Origin of the sequence: Olsenella sp. An285, from assembly GCF_002159625.1 — a bacterium.
In the GTDB taxonomy this organism is placed as follows: domain Bacteria; phylum Actinomycetota; class Coriobacteriia; order Coriobacteriales; family Atopobiaceae; genus Thermophilibacter; species Thermophilibacter avicola.
In genome coordinates, this window is record NZ_NFIZ01000001.1 from 129,155 (window position 1) to 153,308 (window position 24,154).

The following is a 24,154-nucleotide window of genomic DNA, read 5'->3' on the forward strand; positions in this document are numbered from 1 at the left end:
GGGGAGGTATGGCGGAGCTCGTGACGCTCGGGGCGTTCGTGGCCGTGCTCGTGGGCAGCGTCGCCGCGGGCGTGCCGACCGTTTACGCCCTCCTCGTGGGGCTCGCGCTCTTCTGTGGCTGCGCGTGGCGCTCGGGCCACGCGCCCGGGGAGGTGCTCGCGATGTGCTGGCACGGCATCCGCCCCATCCGACGCATCCTCGGCATGCTCCTCACGGTGGGCATCCTCACCGGACTCTGGCGCGCCGCCGGGGTCATCCCCGCGATCGTGGCGTACGCGGTGCCCCTTGCCACGCCGTCCCTCTTCGTTCTCATGACCTTCCTGCTCTGCTGCCTGGTCTCCGTCATCACGGGGACGTCCTTCGGCACCGCGGCAACGATGGGCTCCATCTGCGTCTCCATCGCCTCGGGCATGGGCGTGCCGCTGGAGCTCGCGGGCGGGGCGGCGCTGGCCGGGGCCTTCTTCGGGGACCGCTGGTCGCCCATCTCCACGAGCGCCCTTCTCGTGGCGGACGTGACGGGCACGGACTTCTACGGCAACCTGCGCCGCATGGCGCGCACGGTCGCGGTCCCGCTGGCGGTCTCGTGCGTGGCGTACCTCGTTGCCGGCGCTCTTCTCCCGGCGTCCGGCGGATCCGCGGCGCTCGTGGGCGAGCTTCGCGCGGCCTTCGACCTCTCTCCGGCGGTCCTCCTGCCTCCCGTTGTGGTCTTCGCGCTGGCGGCGCTGCGCGTGGACATCCTGCTCGTCATCGTGGCGGGCGTCCTGACGTCCGTGCCGCTGTGCCTCTTTCTGCAGGGCATGGGCGTTGCCGAGGTCATGCAGACGGCCCTCCTGGGCTTCTCGGCTCCCACGCCCGGCACGGAGGCGCTCGCGGGCGGGGGCGTTGTCTCGATGCTCTCCGCAGCGTGCATCGTCTGCGTGACCTCGGCCTACGCCGGCATCTTCGAGGAGACAGACCTCCTGAGCGGCGTGGAGGGCGTCGTCTCCGCGCTCGCGACGCGCGTTACGCCCTATGCGGCCACGCTCGGCGTGTCGGTCCTCGCGTCCGTGGTCTCCTGCAACCAGACGCTCGCCATCATGATGGCGCACCAGCTGAGCCGCGACCTCCCGCAGACCGCCGAGGAGCACGCGCTCGACCTCGAGGACTCTGTGGTGCTGGTGGCGGGTCTCGTGCCGTGGTCCATCGCGGGCGGGGTGCCGCTCGCCTCCATGGGCGCCCCCACCGCAAGCATGGCGCTCGCGGTCTTCATTTACGCGCTCCCGATCTGGCGGCTCGCGACGAGCTGGCGGCGCGGGGAGGGACGCTGAGCGCGCCGGCGCCGCGCGCCGCACGCCGACGCTGCGCGCCGCAATGTACAGAAATCTCGGAGTTCCTCAGTGCCCAACTGGGGGAACGCCGGAAGAACTCCGAGATTTCTGTACATTGGCCGTGCCGACAGCCAACCGTATCATTCATCGCGCCCAGACGACCAATAAGATGCCGAGAAGAACCTCGAAACTGGTCGTCTGGGCGCGATGAACGCGCGGGCATGACGCGATGGCGCCGTTCCCGCGTCATACCCGCCTGGTGACACCGCTCAGCGATACGACCCAGCCAATCGCAAGGCCAATCGCGGCGGGGATGAGACCGTACATGAAGGCCGCCAGGTCCGCAGGTGCGATGTTCGTGAGGCCGAGAGCGTTTGAGAGGCTAAACGTCGCCACCGTATGGAGCACGTAGAGGACGGCGATCGTGATCAGCGCGACGAGGCGCCACCAGCCGAGCTCGGCCGTGCGACCAATCAGAAACGCCGAGACGATTCCGGCTATGGGCAGGGCTATGTGGAGCGTCAGAATCACGTAGCCCATGATGCCGCCCCCGTCGAGGGCACCCGTCGCGAGGGACCCCCAGTAGAAGACGAGGCAGGCAAGCCAGACCATGCCGTAGATGATGACGGGCGGGACGAGACGTCTTTTCTCCATAGGGCACCTCCTCGGTCGTGTTGATGCCCTTAGTCTACCCAAGGAAAAGCAGTCGCCTCAGGGCAGCTGACAAAGTTCCCGACAAACCGTCGGGCGCAACTGGAGGCAGCTGCGTACAATTTCGCAGAAGGGGGTGAGGGGATGCCGGGTTCGTATCTTGAGCATGCGCTTGACTACATTGAGTGCCATCTTGCTGAGGCGCCAACGATCGAGGAGGTCGCTCAGGCGACCGGCGTCACCGTGGAACAGCTTCGCGCGGCCTTCCTGCTGATTGCCGGTATGACGCCGGCACGCTACATCCGTGAGCGGCGTCTCTCCGCGGCGGCGTCCGACCTCATGGCCGGTGGCTCCGTCACCGAGGTCGCGTTTCGCTATGGATACGATTCGGTCGAGGGCTTCTCTCGGGCGTTTCGCTCCTGGTGCGGAACGCTTCCCTCGGACGTCGCCCAGCTTGGTTCGCACATGCGCTCCCCCCTGCACATTGTGGTTGATGTAAAGGGAGGCCATCTCATGGAGTATCGAATCGTCGAGAAGGACGCCTTTCGCCTCGCCGGCGTCATGGCTCGTGTGCCGATGCAGTTCGAGGGCGAGAACCCCGCGATAGCGGAACTCGCGCGCGACATCACGGGGGAGCAGCGCGCCGAGATGAACCGCCTGATGGACACGGAGCCGCGCCGCGTGGTGAACGCCTCCTGGAACTCGGACACCAACATCCAGGAGGAGGCGGGCGAGCTCACGCACCTCATCGGCGTGCCCACCATAGCGCGCTCGGCGGGGGAGGGCCTCGCGCTCGTTGAGGTGCCGGCGCTCACGTGGGCGGTCTTTCCCAACGAAGGCCAGCACCCCGAGACCATGCAGCAGACGACCGCCCGCATCTATGCCGAGTGGCTTGCCGAGGTGCCCTGGGAGCTCGACGGCTTCCGCATGCTCTCGTTCAGCGACGTCCGCGACGACGGTACCGCCTACAGCGAAATCTGGGTGCCCGTTCGCCGCAAGGCGTGAGCGAGGGCGCCTAGAAGTCACCAGGTCCCAGCGCATCGCGCAGGGCAGACACGAGCTTACCGGTCAGCGAGAGAAGCTGGCCCTGCTCGGTCTCGTTAAGGGAGTGGAACGCATGGCGCTCCCCTCGCATGAGAGGCTCGATGACGTCGTCGATAAGTGCCTGTCCCTGTCGCGTTATAACGATTGCCTTGTCATGCCGACCTCCCGGAAGGGGCTCGAGGCTGACGTAGCCTTTTCCTTCGAGGATTTTCAGGGCGTAGTTCATGGTCTGCGGCGAGGTGTGCCACTCGTCGCAGAGCCTTCGCTGGGTCAGCTGCTCGCGATGCAGCTGGAGGGAATAGAGCAGCCATAGCATGGAGTCGGAGAGCCCGTGCCGCTTCGCGTAGTCGTGGTAGAGGCCTTCGATCTCCAAGTAGAGCTGATTGAGTCGAGCGGTGGTGTGATCTTCTGTCTCGGGCATAGGCACCTTGTCGTTTTCGTCGAGTGAGTCGTCCTCTGAATATTGTAATCCGAATTGGGATAACATTCCCGGTAAGCAGAAATCCGAATTCGTATATTATGCGGTTTTGGGAGGCCAATCATGCGGGACGACATGAACAGACGCGATTTCTCAAAGCGTCTTGGCAAGGTGGTGGGCGGATTGGTGCTCGCGGTCATCGGTGTGCCGTTGCTCATCCTGCCCGGCTCGGGGATGGTGCTCATCCTCATCGGGGTGGGTTTCGTTGGGCAGGGTCTCGGTATCGACGTGCGGGGGTGGCTGCAGAGGGCGGCGCAAAAGCTCATAAAGAAAAGCGAGAAGAACGTCGATGGTGCGACGTTCCCGGCGGGCAAGGACGCTTTTGAGGGAAGGAACCCATCATGCTGAGGAAGTTTGCCAACGTCACAGACAGCGCCTCCGACATTCATCCGGAGATAGCTCGGGAGTTGGGAGTGAGCGTGGTACCCATGCGCATCAACATGGGAGGAAAGGATCTTTGCGACGGTGTCGACGTGCAGACGGGCCAGTACCTGGATTTGCTGCGGACCTGTGAGGAGCTGCCGAGGACGTCCATGCCCAGCCCAAGCGACTTTATCGAGGCCTACCGCTCGCTCGCGATACGAGGGTACACCGACATCTTGTCCATCCATCTCTCTCGGGCGCTGTCCTCGACCGTCGAGATACCGAGGTTCCTTTCGAGCTCGATGTTCAACGACGTCAACATCGAGGTTATCGACAGCCGGACGGCTTCAGTTGCGGAGGGAGCGCTGGTGCTCAAGGCGGCGGCGGTCGCCGAGGCCGCTGGCACCATCGACGAGGCAGTTGCCAAAGTCCTCACCCTCAGGGACCTCATCAAGATACAGTTTGTCCCAAGATCGCTCACCAACCTGGTCAAAGGCGGAAGGGCGACCGCTCTCCAGGCGGTTGCCGCCTCGGCGCTTCGCATCAGGCCTGTCGTGAGCTTCAACGGCAAGGGTGAGATGCGGGTGGTCCAGAAAGCGCACGGCACTCGTCGGGCGGCGAGCTTCATGGCCAATACGCTCTCCGACCAGGAGCGCGAGCAGGGAGCGCTCATCTAATTCACGCTGCACACGCGGACGGAGAAGGACGTCGAACGCCTCGAAGCCGCAGTGCGGGAGCGAGTTCCGAGCTCCATGTGCGGCGGTCGCGTGACCATCGGCTCCTGCATCGCTACGCATGTGGGGGAGGGGGGCAATCGGGGTCATGAGCTACCCGGCCTCCCTTCACAGCACGATGCTCAGGAGCGAGGAGATGTTCTTGTCGCTGTAGGGCCTGGCAGCGTCTTTGGCCTTTCCGAGATGCTCATGGTCTCTCGCTGTGCCATTTGTTCTCGATTATCCTGCAGGACTGTTCAGCTAGGAGGTGCTACGCTTAGCGGGCGAGTATTTTGCCCCGAATTTAGGTCACTATTCAATAAATCTGTCCCGCAATCGGGATAGATTGCTATAATACCAGCAACGGAACGGGCGGGGGAGGAGATGTCATGGCGTTGCGTGAAGTCATACGTGAGGTAGTGGCCGAAGGTCTAACGAGGCCGATCCCCCCTGTGGTTTCGCGGGACGTTGCCATCCCGCACCTTGCCGAGCGCGCTTCGGTCATCAAGGGCGTTCGTCGTAGCGGAAAGACGTTTAGGATGTTCCAGCGCATGGGGGAACTCGTCTTGGAGGGTGTCCCCCGCGACCACATGCTCTTTGTTGATTTTGAAGACGATCGTCTCGATGGCGTTTCCGACAACGTGATAGGTGACGTGGTCGAGGAGTTTCTTCGCGCACTTGGGACCGTACTGCCAGAGAAGCTCTATCTGTTCTTTGATGAGGTGCAAAACGTCGAGGGATGGGGCAGGCCATTGAGGCGTCTCACACAGAACCCACGCTTTGAGATATGCGTGAGCGGCTCGTCGGCAAAGATGCTTTCGGAGGATGTGGCGACCGAGTTCAGGGGGAGGGGAATCTCTGCCGAGTTGCAGCCTTTCTCGTTTAGGGAATTCTTGCGGTATCGGGCGCACGAGCCCAAGGGAATTGTCTCGCCTGACGAGGCGCGTGAGCTCTCGATCCTCTTTGAGCAGTATCTGCACATTGGCGGCTTTCCCGAGGTTCAGGATGCGGGCGTCGCCACACGGATAACGGCCCTTCAGGACATCGTCTGGACCATCGCTGCTCGCGACCTTGCCGAGCGCCATGGGCTTCCCATGCTGGGAACTAGAAAGTTTGTCCAGAGGGCTCTTCGCCTCTCTGGACGAGAGTTCTCCGTGCGCAAAACCTATAACGACCTCCACAGCGCTCAGATTCCGCTGTCGAAGGCCGATGCCTTCTCGCTGCCTGAGCACTGCGAAGATGCCTATCTGTTCTTTCTCGTATCCCGATTTGGCGCGGACCTTACTGAGGCCACCCGAGGAAGGAGGAAGCTCTACGCGATTGATCCGGGATTACAGTTTGCCTTTGGCCCGGCCTCCTCTGCAGATGAGGGGCAGCGGCTTGAGGACGCCGTCTACCTGGAGCTTAGGAGACGCTGCCTGGGGGACCGGAGGACCGGCATCGGGTTCTATCGTACGAAGGAGGGCTTTGAGGTCGACTTTGCCGTGGGAGACGTTGAAGATCGGTCGGTATCGGAGCTGTACCAGGTGGCCGCTCACGCCGAGGAGGCGACTACGTTTGCGCGCGAAGTCCGGGCTCTAAGCGCCGCTCTTGACGAGATGGGGCTTTCTGAGGGAACGCTGCTGGTCATGTCGGCACGAGACGTGCCCGAGCCCGAAGATGCCCGTATTCAAGTGCAGGACGCATGGCGCTGGATGCTCCCGCTGGACTAGCGTCCGAGCAGCCAGTCGATTGCGCCCAGCACTTTGATCCCGTCGCTGGTGGTATCGAGGCCGTATCGGTGGAGGGTAATCACGCACTTGGGGAACGCGTCTGTGATGGCGCGGAGCGGACTCAGCTCGCGCTCGCGCGTGGCGGGGTCGACCATCGTCTCGCAAACCTGGACGTAGTCGGCCTCGTTGGCCCTTCTCGCCACAAAATCGACCTCGCCCGCTCTGAGTGTTCCCACCTCAACGGAATAGCCACGTCGCCAGGTCGGATGAGAGGATGTGGGCGTTGGATCCGGTGATGTAGACGTCCGTGTCGGGGCGCGTGTGAGGGCGCCTCCATGGGAAATACTATTTCGAGCGTACTCGAAATAACCTTCTTGAACCATTCGAGTTTCAGTTATGCCTGAAAGAAACTGGGACGTCCCGCCACTCATCAATGATATGGGGCAGCTGCCCCCAAGGGCAAGGGTTATATCGAGCTGCGCCATTTGCCGCATGCTTACGTAGAGAGGCTCGCATGGCAACCTCGGGAGTTTTCGGCTGCTTGGACGAGAAGTTCCGCCAGCGCGCGTGGCGCTTCTCTACTCTGTCTCGGGACCCATGAGGCGGCGTTTGTAGATGAACCTCACGACCAGCAGCGCCGTGCACAGGAAGAGCAGCGTGCCCACCGCAGAGAGCATGGCCTCGCGTCCAACGAGGGCGGTTATGACCACGATGACGGCGGAGAGCGGCGGGATGAGATGGACGAAGGTTCGGGACACCTCGCGTGCCAGGTATGTCTCGAGCTCATCGTTCTCTGTAGCAAGAAGGGCGCGCAGCGCGGTGTCGTCTGAGAGGGCGCCCCGGAGCTTGCGAATCTGCTTTACGGTGAAGCCTGCGGCAAAAGCAAGAAGCCCGATCAGGAAGCCCGAGGCAAAGCTCGTGACGTAGTCGTCTCCCCCAGCGGGGAAGATGCCGGCGACGGCCATGGCGGCGATGATGGCAATCGCGGCCAGGATGATGGCGAGCGAGATACGCTCGCGACGCAGGCGGCGGCGGATGTCAGCGCGCAGGGTTTCGACGGTCTTCTTCATGGCGATCACAGCTCCTCGTCTATCTCAGAAAAGTCAAAGACGTCTTCAATTGCAAGGCCAAAGTAGCGGGCAATCTTGTAGGCGAGAGGCAACGAGGCGGTGTACTTCTCGACCTCGATGGAGGTTATGGTCTGCCGCGTGGTGCCCACTGCCTCGGCGAGCTCGGCCTGACTCATCTTGCGCTCGCGGCGCAGCTCGCGGATGCGCGTTCGCATGGCATCACTCCTCTCGCGTTGCGTCCGACAGAGATGACAAGCGTGCTTTGCATCTCTAGAATAGCGAGCTTTGCAAAAAATGACAAGTCAACTTTGCAACCAGAATGTAATGTGCGGTGTGAGCGCGCTCGGCGCCACGCCGGCGGGCTGCTTCGCGTGCCGCGCGTGCGAGGGGCGCTGCCACTTCGACGTGCGCAAGGCGATGCGCGCGACGGCAGCTGGGGAACTCATCGGCTGCTTGGCGCGGCGGGGGCGCGTGACTGTCGTACGCCCTTGGTGTGATGCCCCTTGTCACACCTTACTTCTCGCTGACGTTGGTCTGCCATCATGCCCCTAAGAAGGGGGTGGGAGCGTTGGGCATTGAGGCGCTGTTCGGGCATATGAGCATTGCGGGCGTCCCGATCTCGCAGGATCTCGTCAACATTGCCTTTGTCGGGGTGTTTCTTGGCATTCCGCTCGTTGCCCTGCTCGTTGCGCGAATATGTGCGGTGCGTCGGAATCGTGTTGAGGAGCGGATTCCTAGGGCAACACTCTTCTCGGGCGATTTGCTTGACGAGCTTCCCGAGAGCATGAAGCCGGAGGTGCTAGGGGTTCCGTTTTGCGGTCAGGTCGGCGGTCGGGTCTTTGCGCTCTCGGTGCTCTCCCTGCTTCGCGACGGTAGTCTCTCCATGAGACCAACGAGTTCCCCGGCAGAGGGGGCATACCGCTTTGACGTGCTCGACCAAGGCATGCTGTCGAAGGCGGGCCTCGCCTCCGCGACTACGCGCGTCTGTCTGCCGGCGGGCTCGCTCGACAAGACGGTCGGTGGGGCAATCGCGCGCTACGTGAAAAAACCCGACGACGCATGCTGCCCTGTGCACGACTTTACTAGGTGCGCTGGTGACCAGGTTCTCAGGGCGGGTTATCTTTCCGAGAAGGACGGTGGTAGCGGCAACGCGACTGTCGTCCTCATGCTAGCGCAGATGATTGTGGGGTCGTGCTTCATTGCGTTCACGACGCTGCCCGGACTCTCTGCCATTGCAGTCGTGATTGGTGGGTTCGTAGCCCTGATCTTTACGCAGGGTTCGCTTGGGACGAGCGTTAACGCCGACAAGCTCCAAGACGTGCTCGCTCGCGCTGACGCGCATCGCCGCTGGATTGTGCAGTGCTACCGCTCGGGCGAGGCACTTCCGGGATCGGCGAAGCGTGTCGATCGAACGCTTCGCTTTGCGTTGGCGTTTGGGCTCAGCGATGAGGTCGTAGCCGAGCTCGCGCGTCGCTCGGGCGACGAAGACATCGAGTGGTTTCTCACTGAGCCGGCAGAGGGCTTTCCCTCGCCGCTGCGTGCGCTCGAGAAACTCTTTGAAGTGGCGGTCCACGAGGACGATCGCATGAGTGACAGCTAGGGAGCCAAGATGAGCGTCATCACCAACTTCCTCTATTACATCATCCTTCCGTACGTGCTCGCCCTCGTCATGGTGCGTCTTTCGGACCGCGCGCGCTTTGCGCATGTCGACAGCTCGGACATCCGCGACGGCTATCTGTGCGAGCCTCCCAGCACCGACGAGCCAATGTTTCTGGCGCGCGTGATGGACGAGGATTTCGTGCGCTCCGGAGTCACGGCGACCCTACTCTCCCTAGACCACAAGGGCGTCGTGCGTATCGAGCGCGTTCCCACGGCGTGGTGTCGCCCGAGGATCAACGATCGGATGGACGAGGCACACGCGGCCAAGACGCTCGCCCAACGCGCAGCTGGTCTCGAGCGCGAGACCGTCCGCGTCTCGCTTGCTTCCAACGTGTCCACGAAGCGCCTTACGGAGTACGAGCGCATGACGCTTGACTTTGTCTTTGTTGACGGTCGCGCGAGCATCACAGCAGAGGAGCTAGCGGAGGCGCGGCGGGAGTTTCCCGCCTACCTCACGCGACAGAGCCACTGCCTATCGGGCAAGGCGACGCGCGACGTGCAGGAGCGCCACCTCGTCGAGGGGGTATCGCCGTCGCTCTTCTGGCTTGCTGTCGTGCTTCTCGCCTTCTATGCGCTCGTGGCTTTCCTGTTCGTGGGCTATGATGTGCTGCCCATGATTTTCTTTGGACTGCCGGGACTTGCCATGATGGTCGCGTACTCGCGGCCGCGCGAGGTCTACACAGTCGAAGGCCACGCGCTGCTCGTGCGCTGCCATGCGTTCAAGCGTTACCTCGTTGAGCTCACGAGCATGCGCGACGCGCGCCTTACCGACGTCGCGCTGTGGGGCGAGCAGCTGGTCTATGGCGTTGCCGTCAACGCTGTGGGAGCCGCTCCGCGCGATCTCTTCCCCAAGATTGAGTCCAGCCGCGCCCCCGCGGCGCCCGACTGGTACGTTGCCTACGTGCGTGCCCATGACAAGAAGAATGCCAGTTCGCGTCCGTCACACCCCGTCACCGTCCAATGAATGCCCGGTAGTTAGCCTCGTTCCGATTGGCGCAGGCGCAGGCACGAGACGCGCCACCGTTCGACGTTGGCACGTCTCGCGCGCGGCGAGCTCGGTGGCGCGGCGCTCTTCTCGGCCTCTCTTCTCGGCCTCTCCGAGCGGCGCCCACTCGTCCACGGATCTCCCTCCCTGCTGTTGAGTGCTACGAAGGGACAGTCCCTTCGTATCATTTTTTTTGGGGGGGGGTGTTCTGTTCATCGAGTGTGCAGGAATCGAAGAAATGAGGCTCAGGGCGAGGCGTTTTTCTCGGTTCATGCACACTCGATCGATTGGCGAGAAGTTCGTGTGGCCTATAGGCCCCTCTACCTGCGGCGCGCAACCGGCAGGCGCCTTCTGGTTGCCTCAAAAACGAGCAAATTGCTTACCGTTGGTTGGTAGAATTGCGCCGTGCGCGCCCGCAGACTATGGGGTGCCGGCAGACGGAGCACACCCCGAAGAAGGGCAGACCATGAGCTTTCGCGACAACCTTCAGCACCTGCGCGCAGAGCGCAACATGACCCAGGAGCAGCTGGCCATGCTGCTCGGTGTCTCCCGCCAGAGCGTCACCAAGTGGGAGGCCGAGAAGAGCCAGCCGGAGATGGACAAGCTGCTCAAGATGTGCGAGATCTTCGACTGCACGCTCGACGAGCTCGTGACAGGCGACCTCACCGGCCGCGCCGCGCCTGCGACGGCTGCCCCCATCCCCGCCGGCCCGCCCACCGACGTCTGCGGCTACGAGGAGCACTGGCGCATGCTGGCGCTCAAGGTCCCCACCGGTGTGGCGCTCATCCTCTTGGGCATCGCGCTCGGCCTGCTTTTCGAGGGTGCCGTCGAGCTGGCGTCCTGGAACGGGCGCGACGGCCTCTTCGTGATCATCGTGCTCGTGGGCATCCTCGCGGGCCTCGCGCTGCTCGTTCCCGCGGGCATGGAGCACACGGCGTTTCAGAAGGCGCACCCCTACGTGGAGGACTTCTACACCGACGAGGACCGCGCCGCCGCCCGCCGGCAGTTCTCGGCGGCGCTCATTGCCGGCCTCGCGCTCATCTTCGCGGGCATCGGCTGCCTGCTCATGCTCGAGAAGACCGCGGAGAACTGGGGACTCTTCTTCCTCATGCTCTTCATCGCCCTGGGCGTGTGGTGGATCGTGCGCGGCGGAATGCTGCTCGGACGGGTCAACGTCGAGGAGTACAACCGCTCCATCGCCGAGGACCTCGAGGTGGAGGACATCGTATCGGCAGAGCTGGACGAGGCACGGCGCGAGGCTCTTCTCGCCCAGAAGCGGCATGGCAAGAAGCTCGGCGCCGTGTGCGGCGCCATCATGATTGTGGCCACCATCGTGGGCCTGGCGCTTCTCTTTGCGCCGGTGTTCTCGGCGCCAAACATGGACTCCTGGACCCCGGAGGGCACCTCGGCCATGTGGTTCTGGGTGGCCTGGCCGGTGGGTGGTCTCATCTGCGGCATCGTGACGCTGCTCTGGGAGGCGTTCGGCCGGGAAGAGTGACGTGCCTGTGCAAGAACACCGTGCCTCGTGGGCTATTGCCTTATGCCCCCAGCTCGGTAATGGGGACAACAAACACTCCGTTGGGCGTCCTTCTGCAGAAGGACGCCTTGCCAACAAGGACCGCAAGGAACGAGGGGCTCGCGTTGCGTGCAACGGGGTTTCGCGCGACTTTGTCGCGCAGCCTAAGGACGTTACGCTCTGCTGCGGGCACCTTCTCCTCGCTCAGCTTCACCTCGAAAGCGCCCCACCTTCCGTCAGGAAGCTCAATGATGATGTCAACTTCGAGGCCGTCCGCGTCTCCGTAGTAGCGCACTTCAGCGTCGGGGATCGTCCCGAGCGCGAGGTCCGTCTCGCCCGACCGGCGACGCCTTTCGTGGCGCGACTGGTGGAGCGCGAGCGTCGCCGGTGTCAGCTCCCCGAGGAGCGCCTCGGGGAGTGTCCCATGAGCGGGGTGGGCTCTGTGCGTCCCGATCTCGAGCAGGGATGAGCCTCGGTCGGGGCTCCTCTATTACACCAACCTCGAGCAGGCACTACACCCGGTTCTTTGATTTCTTTGACTTCCGTTGATTTCTTTGACTTCCGTTGACTTGTTTTGCGCTGGGCGAGGCGGCTCGCACGTTCTCTCTGCTACTATGTAGACACGTCTACAAAGGAGGTTCGCATGGCAACTGCGGTCGTTTCCGGGCGCGTGGACGAGAAGATCCGTCAGCGCGCGGACGCCTACATCCGCGCGGCGGGGTCCACGCCGGCCGAGGTCATCAAGGTGGTCTGGGAGAACATCGCGCGCACGGGCGAGGTGCCGGAGGTGGCGCCGTCGGAGGGGTCCCGTGGTGCCTGGGAGCGCTTCATGGAGTTCAGGGAGAGCCTTCCCAAGGCTGACCCGTGGCTGGTCAACCTCACCAAAGAGCAGATGCGCGACATGATTGCGGGCCGCTATGCGTGACTTCAACAGCAGGAGGCTACTCTTCGACACCAACGTTCTTCTCGACGCGGTTTGTAAGGAACGGCCGCAGTCGGCAGAGGCATGCGAGGTTCTTCATCGCTGCAACGGCGGGGGAGACCTGGGGCTTGCTGCCGTGGGGTCGCTCAAGGATGCGTATTACGTGCTGCAGCGACAGTACGGCGAGGCGCAGGCGAGAAGATCGGTGGAATGGCTGCGCGAGCTGCTCGTTATCGTGCCGATGGGCGCGGAGGAGTGCGAGCTCTCGCTCGGCTGCGGTGAGCCGGACTTCGAGGACGGCCTCATCCGCGCCTGTGCCGAGCTCAATTGCGTGGACGTCATCCTCACGCGCGACGCGGACGCGTACAAGCGATCCAAGGTTCGCGCCATGACCTGCGCGGAGTATCTCGAGACCTTTGGCTAGGAGACGCCATGGATGAGCTGCTGTGCAACGATGCAAGCTACATGGAGACGCTCGAGCGCGTTAAGCGAGAGATCTCCGGGGCGAGGTCGCGCGCCGTGTTGGCTGTCAACAGCGAGGTTGTCTGCATGTACTGGAGGATCGGCAAGCTCATCGACGAGCACTCCGAGTGGGGCAATCGCTTCATCGACTCGCTGTCTGGTGACATCAGGCTCGCGTATCCAGGCATCAAGGTTTTCTCGGTTCGCAACCTCAAGTACATGCTTCGGCTTGCGCGCGAGTACGACCTCGAATTTGTGCAGCAGCTTGCTGCACAAATTCCCTGGGGTCATACGATGTATCTGTTTGACAAGGTTGGGGACCGGGACAGGCGAGACTGGTACATGAGGAAGGCGGCCGAGCATGGCTGGAGCCGCGCGACGCTCATGCATCAGGTGTCCACCGGATTGTTCGAGCGCCAATCCGAGGTCCAGAAAGTCACCAACTTCGACCGCATGCTCCCGCCGGCGGACAGCGAGATGGTTCAGGAGGCTCTCAAGGACCCCTACATCTTCGACTTCGTAACCGCGAACGAGGGCGTCGAGGAGAAGACGCTCGAGGACGAGATGGTCAGGAACATCACGGGGCTGCTCCTCGAGCCGGGCACCGGCTTCGCGTTCATGGGCAGGCAGTACCATCTGGCCGTTTCCGGCAAGGACTTCTACATCGACCTCCTCTTCTACAACACGAGGCTGGCGCGTTACTTCGTCATAGAACTCAAGGCGGGAGAGTTCCGTCCGGAGTACACGGGAAAGCTCGGGTTCTACGTCGCCGCCGTTGACGGCCTGCTCCGCAACGAGCACGACGGTCCCACCGTCGGCCTCCTACTCTGCAAGACGAAGGACAACACCATCGTCGAGTACTCTCTGCGCAGCGCGTCAGCCCCCATCGGGGCGAGCGAGTACAGAACCGCGGACGAGCCCCCCGAGGAGATGCGCGGAGTCCTTCCGACGCCGGAGGACATCGCAAGCCGCGTTTGACGCGGGATATCCCGCGCTATTCTGGCATCCCGAAAGAATGGCATGCCGTTGAACGTCATTGGAAGTTTGGCGACTACGAGTCGATTCGCTCAATGAACGCCTGGTAGTCGGCCTCGTTCTGGTCGGCGTAGGCGCGGGCGAAGTCCCACATGGCGTCCTCGAAGGCGTGGCCGTCGTCGAGGTAGGCCGCGATGGCCACCTCGTCGCCGGTGCGGGCGTGCGCATGCGCGAGCGACCACGCGCAGAGCCGTGCGACGTTCTCGAGGCTCTCCGGGCCCACCGCGGCGAGGTCGATCGAGCCCTTGCCGTTCCAGAGCTGGCGCACGTAGTAGTCGCGCGTGCCGCCGCCTGCCGTGGGCACGCTCGTCCAGCCCAAGAGGAAGTCGCTCGTGGACTGCACGAGGCGCTGGCCCTCCACCACGCGCTCGCCGTGACTGGCAAAGCCGCTCGGGCGCCAGTAGCGCTCCACGACGGACTCCTCTGCCTCCTTGACCTGGAGGACCAGTGGGTCGTCCTCGTCGCGGCCGGTGAGCAGCGCAATCCAGGCGCGCCGCCCCACCGAGCCCACGCCAACGACCTTGCGCGCGGCGTCCTGCAGGCGGTAGTGGCCGAGAAGGACGCGGCGGTCGCGGGGGATGCTCTCGAAGTAGGCGTCCAGGAGGCCGCGCAGCGCGTGGCCCAGCTGGGCGGCGTCGTAGCCCTGCTCGGCGGAGAGCGCCGAGAGCGGCACCAGCTCGGGCGGGCGGGTGTCAAAGCGCAGGCGCCCCCCGTCGCGCACCGTGAGGCGGTCGGCCGCGCGTGCGCTGTCCTTCTCGCGTGCCTTCTCCACGACCCTGCGGATGGTCCGCCCGGTCTTGCCGTCGAGCTCGAACTCGTCGAGCATGTGCTCGACGTCGAGGTGGGCGTGCCAGACGTCGAGCTCGCCCTTCTCCGCAAAGTGGGCCATCGCGCGACGATACTGCTTGGCGCAGGCGCGCACCGCGTCCTTGCGGTCCTGCTTGGAGAAGCCCCGGTCGCGCCCGCAGATCTCGATGCTGGCAACGAGGCGCATGACGTCCCACTCCCAGGGCCCGGGCGCGGTCTCGTCGAAGTCGTTGACGTCAAAGACGAGATGGCGCGTGTGGCTCATGAAGATGCCGAAGTTGCCCACGTGCGCGTCGCCGATGCACTGGACCTCGATGCCGGTAACGGGCATGGTGGCGAGGTCGGCGGCCATGATGACGGCGCTGCCGCGGTAGAACGTGAACGGCGAGACGCCCATGCGCTGGTAGCGCAGCGGCACGAGGCTCGGGTCGCGCGTGACGGACTGCTGCTCTATGAGGTCGATCGCGGGCGCGCTGGACGCGCGGGGCTCCCAGGTGCCGAGCGTCTCGATCGGGCACGTCTCGCGCGCGGCGACGCCTGCGGTCCGGCGCTCCTCGACGGTCGGCGCGGGACGGTAGAGCACCGCCTGCGAGCTGGGAGCGGCGTTCTTCTCGATCTCTTCGAGCTCGTCCATGCGGGTCCTTTCGTGTGACGTGACTCCAGATTATCGCACGGAGGGCCCTTTGCGCGCGGGGCCTCACTCGTGACAAAACTCACTTCCGCGTGCGCGGGCAGCCTGTGACAATGGCGCCAAGAGAAAGGGGCCGCCATGTCACACACGCAGACCGCACCATCGCAAGACGTCGTCCACGTCACGGGTCTCGTCAAGCGCTATCGCGACCTCGTCGCGCTCGATCACCTGGACCTCTCCGTGCGCAAGGGGGAGATCTTTGGCCTCCTGGGCCCCAACGGCTCGGGCAAGACCACGGTAATCAACTGCATCCTCCAGCTGCTCTCCTACGACCGCGGCACCATCGAGCTCTTCGGCGAGCCGATGGCGCCGAACCGCTACGACCTCAAGGCGCGCGTGGGCGTGGTCCCGCAGCAGGTGGCCGTCTTCGACGAGCTCACCGTGCGCGAGAACGTGGACGCCTTCTGCGCGCTCTACGTGCGCGACCGTCGTCGGCGCCGCCAGCTCGTGGACGAGGCGATTGACTTTGTGGGCCTCGGTGACTATGCACGCTTCCGCCCGGGCAAGCTCTCCGGTGGCCTGGCGCGACGGCTCAACATCGCCTGCGGCATCGCCCACCGCCCGGAGCTCATCTTCTTCGACGAGCCCACCGTCGCCGTTGACCCGCAGAGCCGCGCGAACATCCTGGACGGCATCTGCCGCCTGCGCGACGAGGGGGCCACGGTGGTCTACACGAGCCACTACATGGAGGAGGTCGAGCAGATCTGCGGTCGCATCATGATCTGCGACCGCGGGCGGGCAGTGGCGCAGGGCACCGCCGACGAGCTCAAGCGTATGATCAGCCTCGGCGAGAAGATCACGGCCGAGGTAGGCGAGCTGCCTGAGGGCACGCTCGAGCGCCTGTGCGGCCTCTCGCACGTGCTCTCGGCGGATCACGCGGACGGCGTGCTGCACCTGACCTGCGAGGCGAGCGCGCACAACCTCACCGACGCGCTCTCCGTCCTCACCGCCGCCGGCGTGCGCCTGGGACGCGTGTGGTCCGAGCCGCCCACGCTCAACGACGTCTTCCTCGAGCTCTGCGGCCGCGAGCTGCGCGACTAGGGGGCGGCCATGGGAACCTCGTTTCTGGTGAGCGTCAAGAGCCTCGTGCGCACGCCCTCGGTGATCGTATGGGTGCTGGCGTTTCCCCTCATCATGTCGGCCATCTTCCTCTTCATGTTCTCCGGTATGCGTACGGACGGCGTGGTGGACCCGGTGCCGGTGGCGCTCGTGGCTCCGGTGGACGAGAAGGACGATGCGTCTGCGGGCTCTTTCACCCAGGTCGTGGACGCCCTCGCGGAGCCGGGGGAGGACCGGTTGCTCGACCTGCGGCGTGTGGGGACCGCCGACGAGGCGGAGGTCCTTCTCGCCAGTGGGGAGATTGACGGCTACTTTGAGATTGCCTCTGACGGCGCGCCCGCGCTCACGGTGGGCTCGGCCTACACGCTCGCGAGTGCGGACGGCGCGTCGGCGGTCAACCGCACGGTCCTGGAGACCGTCGCCAGCTCCTACGTGCAGTCGCGGGCCCTCCTGGAGGAGGTGGCGCAGCGCGACTCGGCGGCGCTCGCGGACCCCGCTGCGGTGGCGGACGCTCTGGGCATCCATGTTGCCGTGGAGCAGGCGCAGATCACGCACGCCCGGCCCGAGGAGATCGTGCGCTACTACTACGCCCTGCTCGGCATGTCCACGCTCATGGCCTCCCAGGCGGGCATGCTCGCCGTGGCGTATGCGCAGCCCGGCGTCTCGGCGCTCGGGGCGCGCCGGGCGGTCTCGGGCACCTCGCGCCTGCGGCAGCTCGCCGGCTGCGCGCTCGGCGCGTGGGCGGTCTCGACCGTGGCGCTGACGCTGGCCTTTGCGTTCCTGCGCCTTGTGGCGGGCGTGGACTTTGGCGGCCGAGAAGGACTTGCCCTCGTGGCCGTTGCCGTCTGCGCGCTGCTCGCCACGGCGCTCGGTGCGTGCGTGGGGGCGCTGCCCCTCTCGGCCGGCATCTCCGCGCGTTCGGGTATCCTCACGGCGCTGACCTGCGTGCTCTCGCTCTTTGCCGGTCTCTACGGAACTGCGGCGATGGAGCTCGCGGACAACCTCGCCCACACGCTGCCGTGGACGAGCTGGGTGAACCCGACCAAGCTCGTGTGCGACACGTTCTACGCGCTCTACTACTACACCTCGCTCGCGCCGTTCGCCGCGCGCCTCGCCGCCTGCGTGGCGGGTGCGCTCGCCCTTCTCGCCGTGGCCGGCGCCAACTTTAGGAGGCAGAGCTATGAGCACCTTTAGGACCGCCCTGCGCGTGGTTGCCGGACACCCCATCTACCTCGCGCTCTACGTGGTGTTTCTCTCTCTCATGGGCGTGTTCGTGGTGGGGGACATGGGCGTTGCGACCTCGGGCGAGAAGGGCGGCTATGCCGCCTACGAGGCGCGCGTCGCGGTGGTGGACCGCGACGGCACGGCGCTCTCGGACGCGCTCGTGGCGTGGGTGAGTGACGCCTTCGAGCTCGTGGACGTTGCGGACGAGCCGCTCGCGCTGCAGGACGGCGTGGCGACGGGCCAGGTGGACTGCCTGGTGGTGCTGCCGGAGGGCTTTGAGTGGGAGCTGCTCGAGGCGGCGCACGCGGGGGACGAGGTGCCGGCACTCGAGGTCGCCTACGGCCAGGACGTGCAGGCGGGTGCGCTCGCGGCGCAGGCGGCGTCGCGCTGGGCCTCGCTCGCGGCGGGTGCTGCGGCGCTCGAGCCGGCGGCGTCAGCGACCGAGGTCGCGCACCTCGCGCAGGCCAGCGCGGCCGAGCGGGCCGAGGTGGACGTGCGGGAGTCAGAGGGTGCGCTCGGCGGTGCCGACCGGCTCGCCACGTACCTGAACTTCTCGACGTACTCCGTCATGAGCTCCATTGTGGTGGTGGCTGGGGTCTCGCTTGCGGCGTTCCAGCGTCCGGAGCTGCGGCGTCGCACGGCGGCGGGTCCCGTCTCGCCCGCATGTCTCTCTGCGGGGCAGGTCGCGGCGTGCCTCGTGCTCGTGGTGGCCGTGTGGGCGTGGACCTGCGCCGTGGCCCTCGCGTCGTGTGGGGGAGCGCTCGCGGGGACGGATCCGGCGCTCGTGGCCTGCGCGCTCGGGAGCGTGCTGCCCTTTGCCCTGGTGCCGCTCGCGCTGGCGTTTTTGCTCGCGCAGCTCGGTCTCAGCGAGGACGCGGTCAACGCCTGCGGCAACATCGGCGCCATGATGCTCTCGTTTCTCGGCGGGGCGTGGGTGCCGCTCTCCATGCTGCCCGACGTCGTTCAGATGGCGGCGCGCCTCTCGCCCTCGTACTGGGTGAGCCAGGCGGTCGCGACGGTGCTGCACGCCGAGGCGCTCACGCCCGAGCTGGCCGCCGAGCTGGGGACCAACCTGGGGATCGTTCTGCTCTTCGCGGTGACGCTCTTTGCCGTGGGGCTCGCGCTCGGCCGCGCGCGCCGCCGCGTCGTCGGTGCGGCGTGAGCGACGCCCGTGTGTGTTGTTGTCCGACCGCGCTGTTAGAATCGCCCCATGGAGAGACTGGCCGACAAGCTCGTGGTGCTCGTCGCCTGCCTGCCCGCGCTCGTCGCGGCGGCGGGCGGGACGGCTGGTGTCGGCCTGGTGGTCGCGCTACTGGCGGCGGTTGCCCTGGCGGCCCTCTGCGAGCTCGCCCGAGGCCGGGCGGCTCTCGTGCCGCCGCTTGCCCTCTGCGCTCTCGCGTGCGTCCTGCCCGAGGCTGCGGCGCTTCTCGGCGTGGCTGCCTACGACCTGTGCCGCGTGAGCGCCGGGGAGCGGGGATGCGTGCGTGCCGTGCCCGCCGCCGTGCTCGTGCCGCTCGCCTGGGGCGCAGCGCGCGGCGTGCCTGACGGACGTGCGGTTCTTCTCGCCACGGTCGGGGTCGTTGTGGGCGGTTGGCTCGGCCTGCGCGTTGGGGCGTCCGAGCTGCGGCGCCGCGACGCCCTCCGTACCCGGGACGACCTCGCTGCCGCCCGCCTCGCCCTTGTCGAGAAGAACCGCGAGCTCCTGGGCGCCCAGGACTACGAGGTGCGCCTGGCCACGCTCGCGGAGCGGGCGCGCATCGCGCGTGACATCCACGACAACGTGGGCCACCTGCTCACGCGTGCCGTGGTGCAGGCCGAGGCGTACCGCGTGGTGCACGGCGGCGAGCCTGCCGAGAAGGACCTCGCCGCCGTGGCGCTCACCCTGCGCGAGGCGCTCGACGAGGTGCGCGCGAGCGTGCACGATCTGCGCGACGATGCCTGCGACCTCTCGGTTCAGGTGCGCGCGGTCGTGGAACGTGCCTGTGCGGGGACGGCAGTCGTGCCCGCAGTACGCGTGGAGGCGGGAGAGGCGCCGGCCGCCGTGGCGAGCTGCCTCACAGCGGTCGCGCGCGAGGCCGTCTCCAACGTGCTGCGCCACGCGGACGCGCGCCACGTGAGCGTGGAGCTGGTGGAGCATCCGGGGCTCTGGCGCCTTACGGTGACTGATGATGGGACGGCGCCGGCCGGCGCGCCCGGCGGCGGCTCCGGCATGGGGCTCGCCTCGATGGAGGAGCGCGTGCGGGCGCTCGGCGGGGCGTTTCGCGCCGGTCCCGGCTCACGCGGCGGTTGGACCGTCTTCGCGAGCGTGCCGCGCTCTGGTGGAGAGAGGGGGAACGCATGAGGGTGGTCATCGCAGACGATGACGCCGTTGTGGTGGAGTCGCTCCGGATTGTGCTGGACGCGCAACCGGACATCGAGGTCGTGGGCTGCGGGACTGACGGGGCCGACGCCGTGCGCCTGGCGGCTGACTCTGCGCCCGACATCGTTCTTCTCGACATCCAGATGCCCGGCATGGACGGCCTGAGCGCTGCCGAGAGGATCCTCGCCTCCCCGGAGCCGCCGCGCGTGGTCTTTCTCACCACCTTCTCCGACGACGAGTACATCGTGCGCGCTCTTGCGCTGGGCGCTGCGGGCTACCTCATCAAACAGGACGTGGCGGGGGTGGCCCCGGCGCTGCGCGCAGTGATGGCGGGGCGCAGCGTGCTGGAGGGCGAGGTGCTGGAGCGGGCGGTCGCCCTGGGGGCGGGTGTGCCGGTGGCCGAGAAGCCCGACCTCACGACGGTCTTTTCCCAGCTCACGGACCGCGAGCGCGAGGTTGTTGCGCTCATCGCGGAGGGCCTCGACAACCGCGAGATCGCGGCTGCCGTCTACATGGGCGATGGTACCGTTCGCAACCACATCAGCTCGATCCTGGCCAAGCTCCATCTGAAGAATCGCACGCAGATTGCTGTGGCATACTGGAGGGCGCTTCGATAAGACAAACGAACCTGCCCCTTTTGTCTTAGGACGGGAATTCTTGTGACAAACACCTCTTGGAAGCTCAAGCTTGCGTGCGTGTGGGGCGGCGAGCTTGTCTCGGTGCTCACGAGCTCCATCCTGCAGATGGGCTTCGTCTGGCACATCACGCTTACCACGAACTCGGCGAGCATGCTCTCGCTGGCGTCGCTCGCGGGCTTCCTGCCGCTCGCGCTCTTCGGCACCTTCGCGGGGGCCATCGTCGACCGCCTGCCGCTCAGGACCACGCTCATCGGGGCCGACCTCTTCATCGCCGCGGTGAGTGCCGTCGTGGCGATGGTCTCGCTCACGGGCGTGCTGCCCGTGTGGGTGGTCATGGCAGCGCTCTTCGTGCGGGCCATCGGCAGCTCCCTGCACACGCCCGCCTTCCAGGCGCTCACGCCGCTCGTCGCTCCGGCCGAGCACCTCACGCGTCTCGCCGGAGTGACGCAGGCCGTCCAGTCGGGCGGCTACATCCTGGGCACGGCTATCGCGGCGGTGATCTACCCGCTCTGGGGGCTCACGGCGATGATTGCGCTGGACGTGGCCGGCGCGCTCTTCGCCACGGTCGCGGTGCTGGCGGCGCGGCTCGACGTCGGGGGCTCGGGGGTCGGCGCGCCGGTGGGCGAGAAGGGCCTCCGCCTCGTGGCCCAGGCGCGCGCCCTCGCCGCGGAGACCGCCGACGGCTACCGCGTGCTGCGCGGCTACCGTGGCCTCTTCGCGCTTTTGTGGTGCGGCTTCGTGTTCACGCTGGTCTTCTCGCCCATCTCGGCGCTCTTCCCGCTCATGACGCTCGACCACTTCGGCGGCACCACGGGCGACGCCGCCACGGCTGAGATCGTGTTCTCGGTGGGCATGATCGCGGGATCGGCGCTGCTCACGGCGACGGGCGGGTTCAAGAACCGCGCATTGACCGTCGTGGCTGCGACGGCGCTTTATGGCGTGGCCACGCTTGGGGCGGGGCTGCTCGGCACAGGCGGGTTCGCGGCGTTTCTCGGTATGAGCTTCCTCATGGGCCTGAGCTCGCCGTTCTACTCCGGCCCGCAGACCGCGCTCATGCAGGAGAAGGTTCCGCTCGAGTATCTGGGGCGCGTCTTCGGTCTCTACGGGGCCATCATGTCCTGGGCGATGCCGCTGGGGCTCGCGTTCTCGTCGCTTTTCGCGGACGCGGTGGGCGCGCCGGGGTGGTTTGTGGGCGCCGGAGCCGCGATGGTCCTTCTCGCCTGCGTGACCTGGGCGATCCCCGCCATCCGCCGCATCGAGGAATGATACGAAGGGACAGTCCCTTCGTATCATGTGGTCAGATGTTGTTCCCGTCGCCTGTCAAGAAGAACGGAGGTCCGCATGTCCTACTGCGACTGGGACACCACCGACGAGCTCTGCCTGCGCTACCACGACGAGGAGTGGGGCGTGCCCGTGCACGACGACCGCACGCAGTTCGAGTACCTCTCGCTCGAGGTGATGCAGTGCGGGCTCAACTGGACCATGATGCTGCACAAGCGCGAGGTCATGCGTGCGTGCTTCGCGGGCTTCGACTTCGACGCCGTGGCGGCGTTTGGTCCGGAAGACGTCGAGCGCATCCTGGGGGTGCCGGGGATGATTCGCTCCCGCCGCAAGGTCGAGGCCATCATCAACAACGCGTGCCGCTTCCAGCAGGTGCGCGCGGAGTTCGGCAGCTTCGACGCCTATCTCTGGGGCATGGCCGGCGGCGCTACGATCCTCTACAACAAGCACGCTGACGGGTGGATCCCGGTGAGCAACGGTCTCTCCGCGCGTGTGGCGGCGGACCTGCGAAAGCGTGGCTTCAAGTACCTGGGTCCCACGACGGTCTACTCGCACCTGCAGGCCTGCGGCATCATCAACGACCATGCCCGCGGCTGCCCGCGCTTCGCGGCGGTCAACGCCATGGGCCCCACGGTGGAGAGGCGCCGCTACCTTGAGAGGGGCGTGCGGCACTACGAGTAGTAAGGCGCAGGGATGACCAAGCTTCCGTATCTGGCGAGCGGGGCCTCACTGTGGAGGGGATACGACTATTACGTCGACCACAAGGTGCTCTCGTGGGAGCCTGCGGAGCCGGGAGCGTATCCGCAGCAGTTCGACGGTGTCGTCTTGGGAAACGGCGACAAGCCCTACGAGGTGCACATAGACATAGCGCACCCTAAGAAGTCGACCTGCACCTGCCCCTTTGCGGAGGGGCGCCACGTCATCTGCAAGCACATGGTCGCGCTCTACTTCACCATCTATCCTGCCGAGGCGGATGAGCTGCTTCATGCTCAGGAGCGGTGGGAGGCCGAGGAGGTCGCGCGCGAGGTGGCGCACCGTGCCGAGACCTGGCGGTATGTGAAGGGGCTCAAGAAGGCCGAGCTGCAGGAGGGGCTCTATCGGGCCTTGCTCGAGATCGATGACCTGCGCTACAGGCGGCGCTGGTTGTAGAACTGGGAGATTGGCCGCCAGATCGTGGAGGCAACGGGGGAGCGTGCCGAGTACGGGAAGCGCCTGGTGAAGTATCTAGCCGAGAGGCTGACTGCGGAATATGGGAAGGGGTTCACTCAGAGGAATCTTTATCAGATGCAGCAGTTCTATCTTGCTTTTCCAAAAGTGCACGCACTGCGTGCACAATTGAGCTGGACGCATTACCGCAGGTTGATGCGCATTCCCAACCAGGAGCAGCGTGAGTTCTATATGAACGCCGCGGCTGACGAGCACTGGACTTCTCGTCAGCTTGACCACCAAATCGCTACGTTCTATCGCGAGCGCCTGCTCTCGTCCCAAGGCGAGACGCGCGAGCTCATCCGCACCGAGATTCAGTGCTCCGAGCCGGTGACGGCGGCTGACGACTTCATCAAGGACCCGTACGTCCTGGACTTCCTCGACTTGGGCGGTCGTACCGACTTTGACGAGCACCAGCTCGAGCAGGCGCTCATGACGCGGCTGCAGGAGTTCATGCTGGAGCTGGGGAGGGGCTTCGCCTTTGTTGGCCGCCAGTACCGGCTCGACGGTGAGCAGGCGAGCTACTACGTCGACCTCGTCTTCTACAATATCAAGCTCAAGTGCTACGTTCTCATCGAGCTCAAGACGCGCCCGCTCAACGCAAAGGACGTAGGGCAGATGGACTTCTACGTCCGACTGTTCAACGAGAAGTACGCTGGTGCGGATGACAACCCGACCATCGGCCTCATCCTCTGCTCGAGCTCCGATCGAACGGTGGCAAAGTACTCCGCGCTTGCGGACGGCAAGGGGCTCTTCGCGTCGAGCTACGTCACATGCCTGCCCACCGAGGAGGAGCTGACCGATGCCCTCGAGCCCACGCGTCGCGCGATTGCGGAGGCTCGGGCGGAGCGAGAGGGGGAGTGACGGCGAGCCGTTCTTCTCGCCGTTATCCGCGTTCGCCGCGTGCCCGTGAGACTGTCGCGGGAGACATTGAAGCGCGGCGCTCGCTCGTCTACCTTATCGAGGACGGGC

The 24,154-nt window shown here is 65.6% G+C and carries 27 protein-coding genes; 20 read left to right on the plus strand and 7 right to left on the minus strand.

Features of this window, described 5'->3' with window-relative positions; translation table 11 throughout:
• Positions 1-8: 8 nt before the first annotated feature.
• Positions 9-1,307, plus strand: coding sequence for a Na+/H+ antiporter NhaC family protein (locus B5F79_RS00615; RefSeq protein ID WP_158094797.1), 1,299 nt, complete (start codon positions 9-11; stop codon positions 1,305-1,307).
• 246 nt (positions 1,308-1,553) lie between these two features.
• Here the strand turns inward: B5F79_RS00615 and B5F79_RS00620 are convergent, their stop codons facing one another.
• Positions 1,554-1,961 carry a hypothetical protein gene (locus B5F79_RS00620; RefSeq protein ID WP_087216971.1) on the minus strand — a complete coding sequence of 136 codons (408 nt, stop codon included), beginning with the start codon at positions 1,959-1,961 and terminating at the stop codon, positions 1,554-1,556.
• Between the two features lie 141 nt (positions 1,962-2,102).
• Here B5F79_RS00620 and B5F79_RS00625 point away from each other — a divergent pair, with 141 nt between their 5' ends.
• Positions 2,103-2,963: an AraC family transcriptional regulator gene (locus B5F79_RS00625; protein WP_087216972.1), complete on the plus strand. Its 861-nt coding sequence runs from the start codon at positions 2,103-2,105 to the stop codon at positions 2,961-2,963.
• A gap of 10 nt (positions 2,964-2,973) precedes the next feature.
• On the opposite strand, the gene B5F79_RS00630 is transcribed toward B5F79_RS00625, so the two are convergent.
• Complete coding sequence (locus B5F79_RS00630; protein WP_087216973.1) at positions 2,974-3,423, minus strand: MarR family winged helix-turn-helix transcriptional regulator; 450 nt, start codon at positions 3,421-3,423, stop codon at positions 2,974-2,976.
• A 120-nt stretch (positions 3,424-3,543) separates the two neighbouring features.
• Here B5F79_RS00630 and B5F79_RS00635 point away from each other — a divergent pair, with 120 nt between their 5' ends.
• The 3 genes from B5F79_RS00635 to B5F79_RS00645 all read left to right on the plus strand — a co-directional run bounded on the left by B5F79_RS00635 (position 3,544) and on the right by B5F79_RS00645 (position 6,268).
• Complete coding sequence (locus B5F79_RS00635; RefSeq protein ID WP_087216974.1) at positions 3,544-3,828, plus strand: hypothetical protein; 285 nt, start codon at positions 3,544-3,546, stop codon at positions 3,826-3,828.
• On the plus strand, positions 3,822-4,520 hold the full coding sequence (locus B5F79_RS00640; RefSeq protein ID WP_087216975.1) for a DegV family protein: 699 nt from the start codon (positions 3,822-3,824) through the stop codon (positions 4,518-4,520). The genes B5F79_RS00635 and B5F79_RS00640 overlap by 7 nt, the downstream gene beginning before the upstream one ends.
• Positions 4,521-4,945: 425 nt before the next feature.
• Complete coding sequence (locus B5F79_RS00645; protein WP_087216976.1) at positions 4,946-6,268, plus strand: ATP-binding protein; 1,323 nt, start codon at positions 4,946-4,948, stop codon at positions 6,266-6,268.
• Here B5F79_RS00645 and B5F79_RS00650 read toward each other — a convergent pair.
• From B5F79_RS00650 to B5F79_RS00660, 3 genes are all read right to left on the minus strand, one after another.
• On the minus strand, positions 6,265-6,504 hold the full coding sequence (locus B5F79_RS00650; RefSeq protein ID WP_087216977.1) for an ATP-binding protein: 240 nt from the start codon (positions 6,502-6,504) through the stop codon (positions 6,265-6,267). The two genes, B5F79_RS00645 and B5F79_RS00650, sit on opposite strands and share 4 nt — an antisense overlap.
• 342 nt (positions 6,505-6,846) lie before the next feature.
• Positions 6,847-7,338, minus strand: coding sequence for a hypothetical protein (locus tag B5F79_RS00655; protein ID WP_143786192.1), 492 nt, complete (start codon positions 7,336-7,338; stop codon positions 6,847-6,849).
• 5 nt (positions 7,339-7,343) lie between these two features.
• Positions 7,344-7,553, minus strand: a complete 210-nt coding sequence (locus B5F79_RS00660; protein ID WP_087216979.1) for a helix-turn-helix transcriptional regulator — start codon at positions 7,551-7,553, stop codon at positions 7,344-7,346.
• Positions 7,554-7,906: 353 nt separating this feature from the next.
• Between B5F79_RS00660 and B5F79_RS00665 the strand changes: the two genes are divergently transcribed.
• From B5F79_RS00665 to B5F79_RS00675, 3 genes are all read left to right on the plus strand, one after another.
• Complete coding sequence (locus tag B5F79_RS00665) at positions 7,907-8,938, plus strand: DUF2207 domain-containing protein (protein ID WP_087216980.1); 1,032 nt, start codon at positions 7,907-7,909, stop codon at positions 8,936-8,938.
• A 9-nt stretch (positions 8,939-8,947) separates the two neighbouring features.
• Positions 8,948-9,961 carry a DUF2207 family protein gene (locus B5F79_RS00670; protein WP_087216981.1) on the plus strand — a complete coding sequence of 338 codons (1,014 nt, stop codon included), beginning with the start codon at positions 8,948-8,950 and terminating at the stop codon, positions 9,959-9,961.
• 487 nt (positions 9,962-10,448) lie between these two features.
• Positions 10,449-11,480, plus strand: coding sequence for a helix-turn-helix transcriptional regulator (locus tag B5F79_RS00675; protein WP_087216982.1), 1,032 nt, complete (start codon positions 10,449-10,451; stop codon positions 11,478-11,480).
• Positions 11,481-11,520: 40 nt separating this feature from the next.
• On the opposite strand, the gene B5F79_RS00680 is transcribed toward B5F79_RS00675, so the two are convergent.
• Positions 11,521-11,793 (minus strand): DUF4143 domain-containing protein, encoded by a 273-nt coding sequence (locus B5F79_RS00680; RefSeq protein WP_241147206.1) that lies wholly within the window; start codon positions 11,791-11,793, stop codon positions 11,521-11,523.
• 348 nt (positions 11,794-12,141) lie between these two features.
• Here B5F79_RS00680 and B5F79_RS00685 point away from each other — a divergent pair, with 348 nt between their 5' ends.
• From B5F79_RS00685 to B5F79_RS00695, 3 genes are read left to right on the plus strand one after another with little or no spacing between them, the layout of a single operon-like run.
• Positions 12,142-12,423 carry a type II toxin-antitoxin system RelB/DinJ family antitoxin gene (locus tag B5F79_RS00685; RefSeq protein WP_087216983.1) on the plus strand — a complete coding sequence of 94 codons (282 nt, stop codon included), beginning with the start codon at positions 12,142-12,144 and terminating at the stop codon, positions 12,421-12,423.
• Positions 12,416-12,844 (plus strand): type II toxin-antitoxin system VapC family toxin, encoded by a 429-nt coding sequence (locus B5F79_RS00690; RefSeq protein WP_087216984.1) that lies wholly within the window; start codon positions 12,416-12,418, stop codon positions 12,842-12,844. Before B5F79_RS00685 ends, B5F79_RS00690 begins: the two co-directional genes overlap by 8 nt.
• 8 nt (positions 12,845-12,852) lie before the next feature.
• Entirely contained in the window at positions 12,853-13,860 is a 1,008-nt protein-coding gene (locus B5F79_RS00695; protein WP_241147207.1) for a PDDEXK nuclease domain-containing protein, read from the plus strand.
• A 73-nt stretch (positions 13,861-13,933) separates the two neighbouring features.
• Here B5F79_RS00695 and B5F79_RS00700 read toward each other — a convergent pair whose 3' ends face one another.
• Positions 13,934-15,358: a DUF2252 domain-containing protein gene (locus B5F79_RS00700; protein WP_087216985.1), complete on the minus strand. Its 1,425-nt coding sequence runs from the start codon at positions 15,356-15,358 to the stop codon at positions 13,934-13,936.
• Between the two features lie 135 nt (positions 15,359-15,493).
• Here B5F79_RS00700 and B5F79_RS00705 point away from each other — a divergent pair, with 135 nt between their 5' ends.
• From B5F79_RS00705 to B5F79_RS00745, 9 genes are all read left to right on the plus strand, one after another.
• Positions 15,494-16,456, plus strand: coding sequence for an ABC transporter ATP-binding protein (locus B5F79_RS00705; RefSeq protein ID WP_087216986.1), 963 nt, complete (start codon positions 15,494-15,496; stop codon positions 16,454-16,456).
• A gap of 9 nt (positions 16,457-16,465) precedes the next feature.
• Entirely contained in the window at positions 16,466-17,668 is a 1,203-nt protein-coding gene (locus B5F79_RS00710) for an ABC transporter permease (RefSeq protein ID WP_087216987.1), read from the plus strand.
• Entirely contained in the window at positions 17,655-18,860 is a 1,206-nt protein-coding gene (locus tag B5F79_RS00715; protein ID WP_087216988.1) for an ABC transporter permease, read from the plus strand. Before B5F79_RS00710 ends, B5F79_RS00715 begins: the two co-directional genes overlap by 14 nt.
• 48 nt (positions 18,861-18,908) lie before the next feature.
• Positions 18,909-20,039 (plus strand): sensor histidine kinase, encoded by a 1,131-nt coding sequence (locus tag B5F79_RS00720; RefSeq protein ID WP_087216989.1) that lies wholly within the window; start codon positions 18,909-18,911, stop codon positions 20,037-20,039.
• Positions 20,036-20,674, plus strand: a complete 639-nt coding sequence (locus B5F79_RS00725; RefSeq protein WP_087216990.1) for a response regulator transcription factor — start codon at positions 20,036-20,038, stop codon at positions 20,672-20,674. Before B5F79_RS00720 ends, B5F79_RS00725 begins: the two co-directional genes overlap by 4 nt.
• A gap of 42 nt (positions 20,675-20,716) precedes the next feature.
• Complete coding sequence (locus tag B5F79_RS00730; RefSeq protein WP_241147208.1) at positions 20,717-21,961, plus strand: MFS transporter; 1,245 nt, start codon at positions 20,717-20,719, stop codon at positions 21,959-21,961.
• Between the two features lie 75 nt (positions 21,962-22,036).
• Positions 22,037-22,657, plus strand: coding sequence for a DNA-3-methyladenine glycosylase I (locus tag B5F79_RS00735; protein WP_087216992.1), 621 nt, complete (start codon positions 22,037-22,039; stop codon positions 22,655-22,657).
• Positions 22,658-22,669: 12 nt separating this feature from the next.
• On the plus strand, positions 22,670-23,125 hold the full coding sequence (locus B5F79_RS00740) for an SWIM zinc finger family protein (protein WP_087216993.1): 456 nt from the start codon (positions 22,670-22,672) through the stop codon (positions 23,123-23,125).
• A 9-nt stretch (positions 23,126-23,134) separates the two neighbouring features.
• Complete coding sequence (locus B5F79_RS00745) at positions 23,135-24,046, plus strand: PDDEXK nuclease domain-containing protein (protein ID WP_087216994.1); 912 nt, start codon at positions 23,135-23,137, stop codon at positions 24,044-24,046.
• Positions 24,047-24,154: the final 108 nt, after the last annotated feature.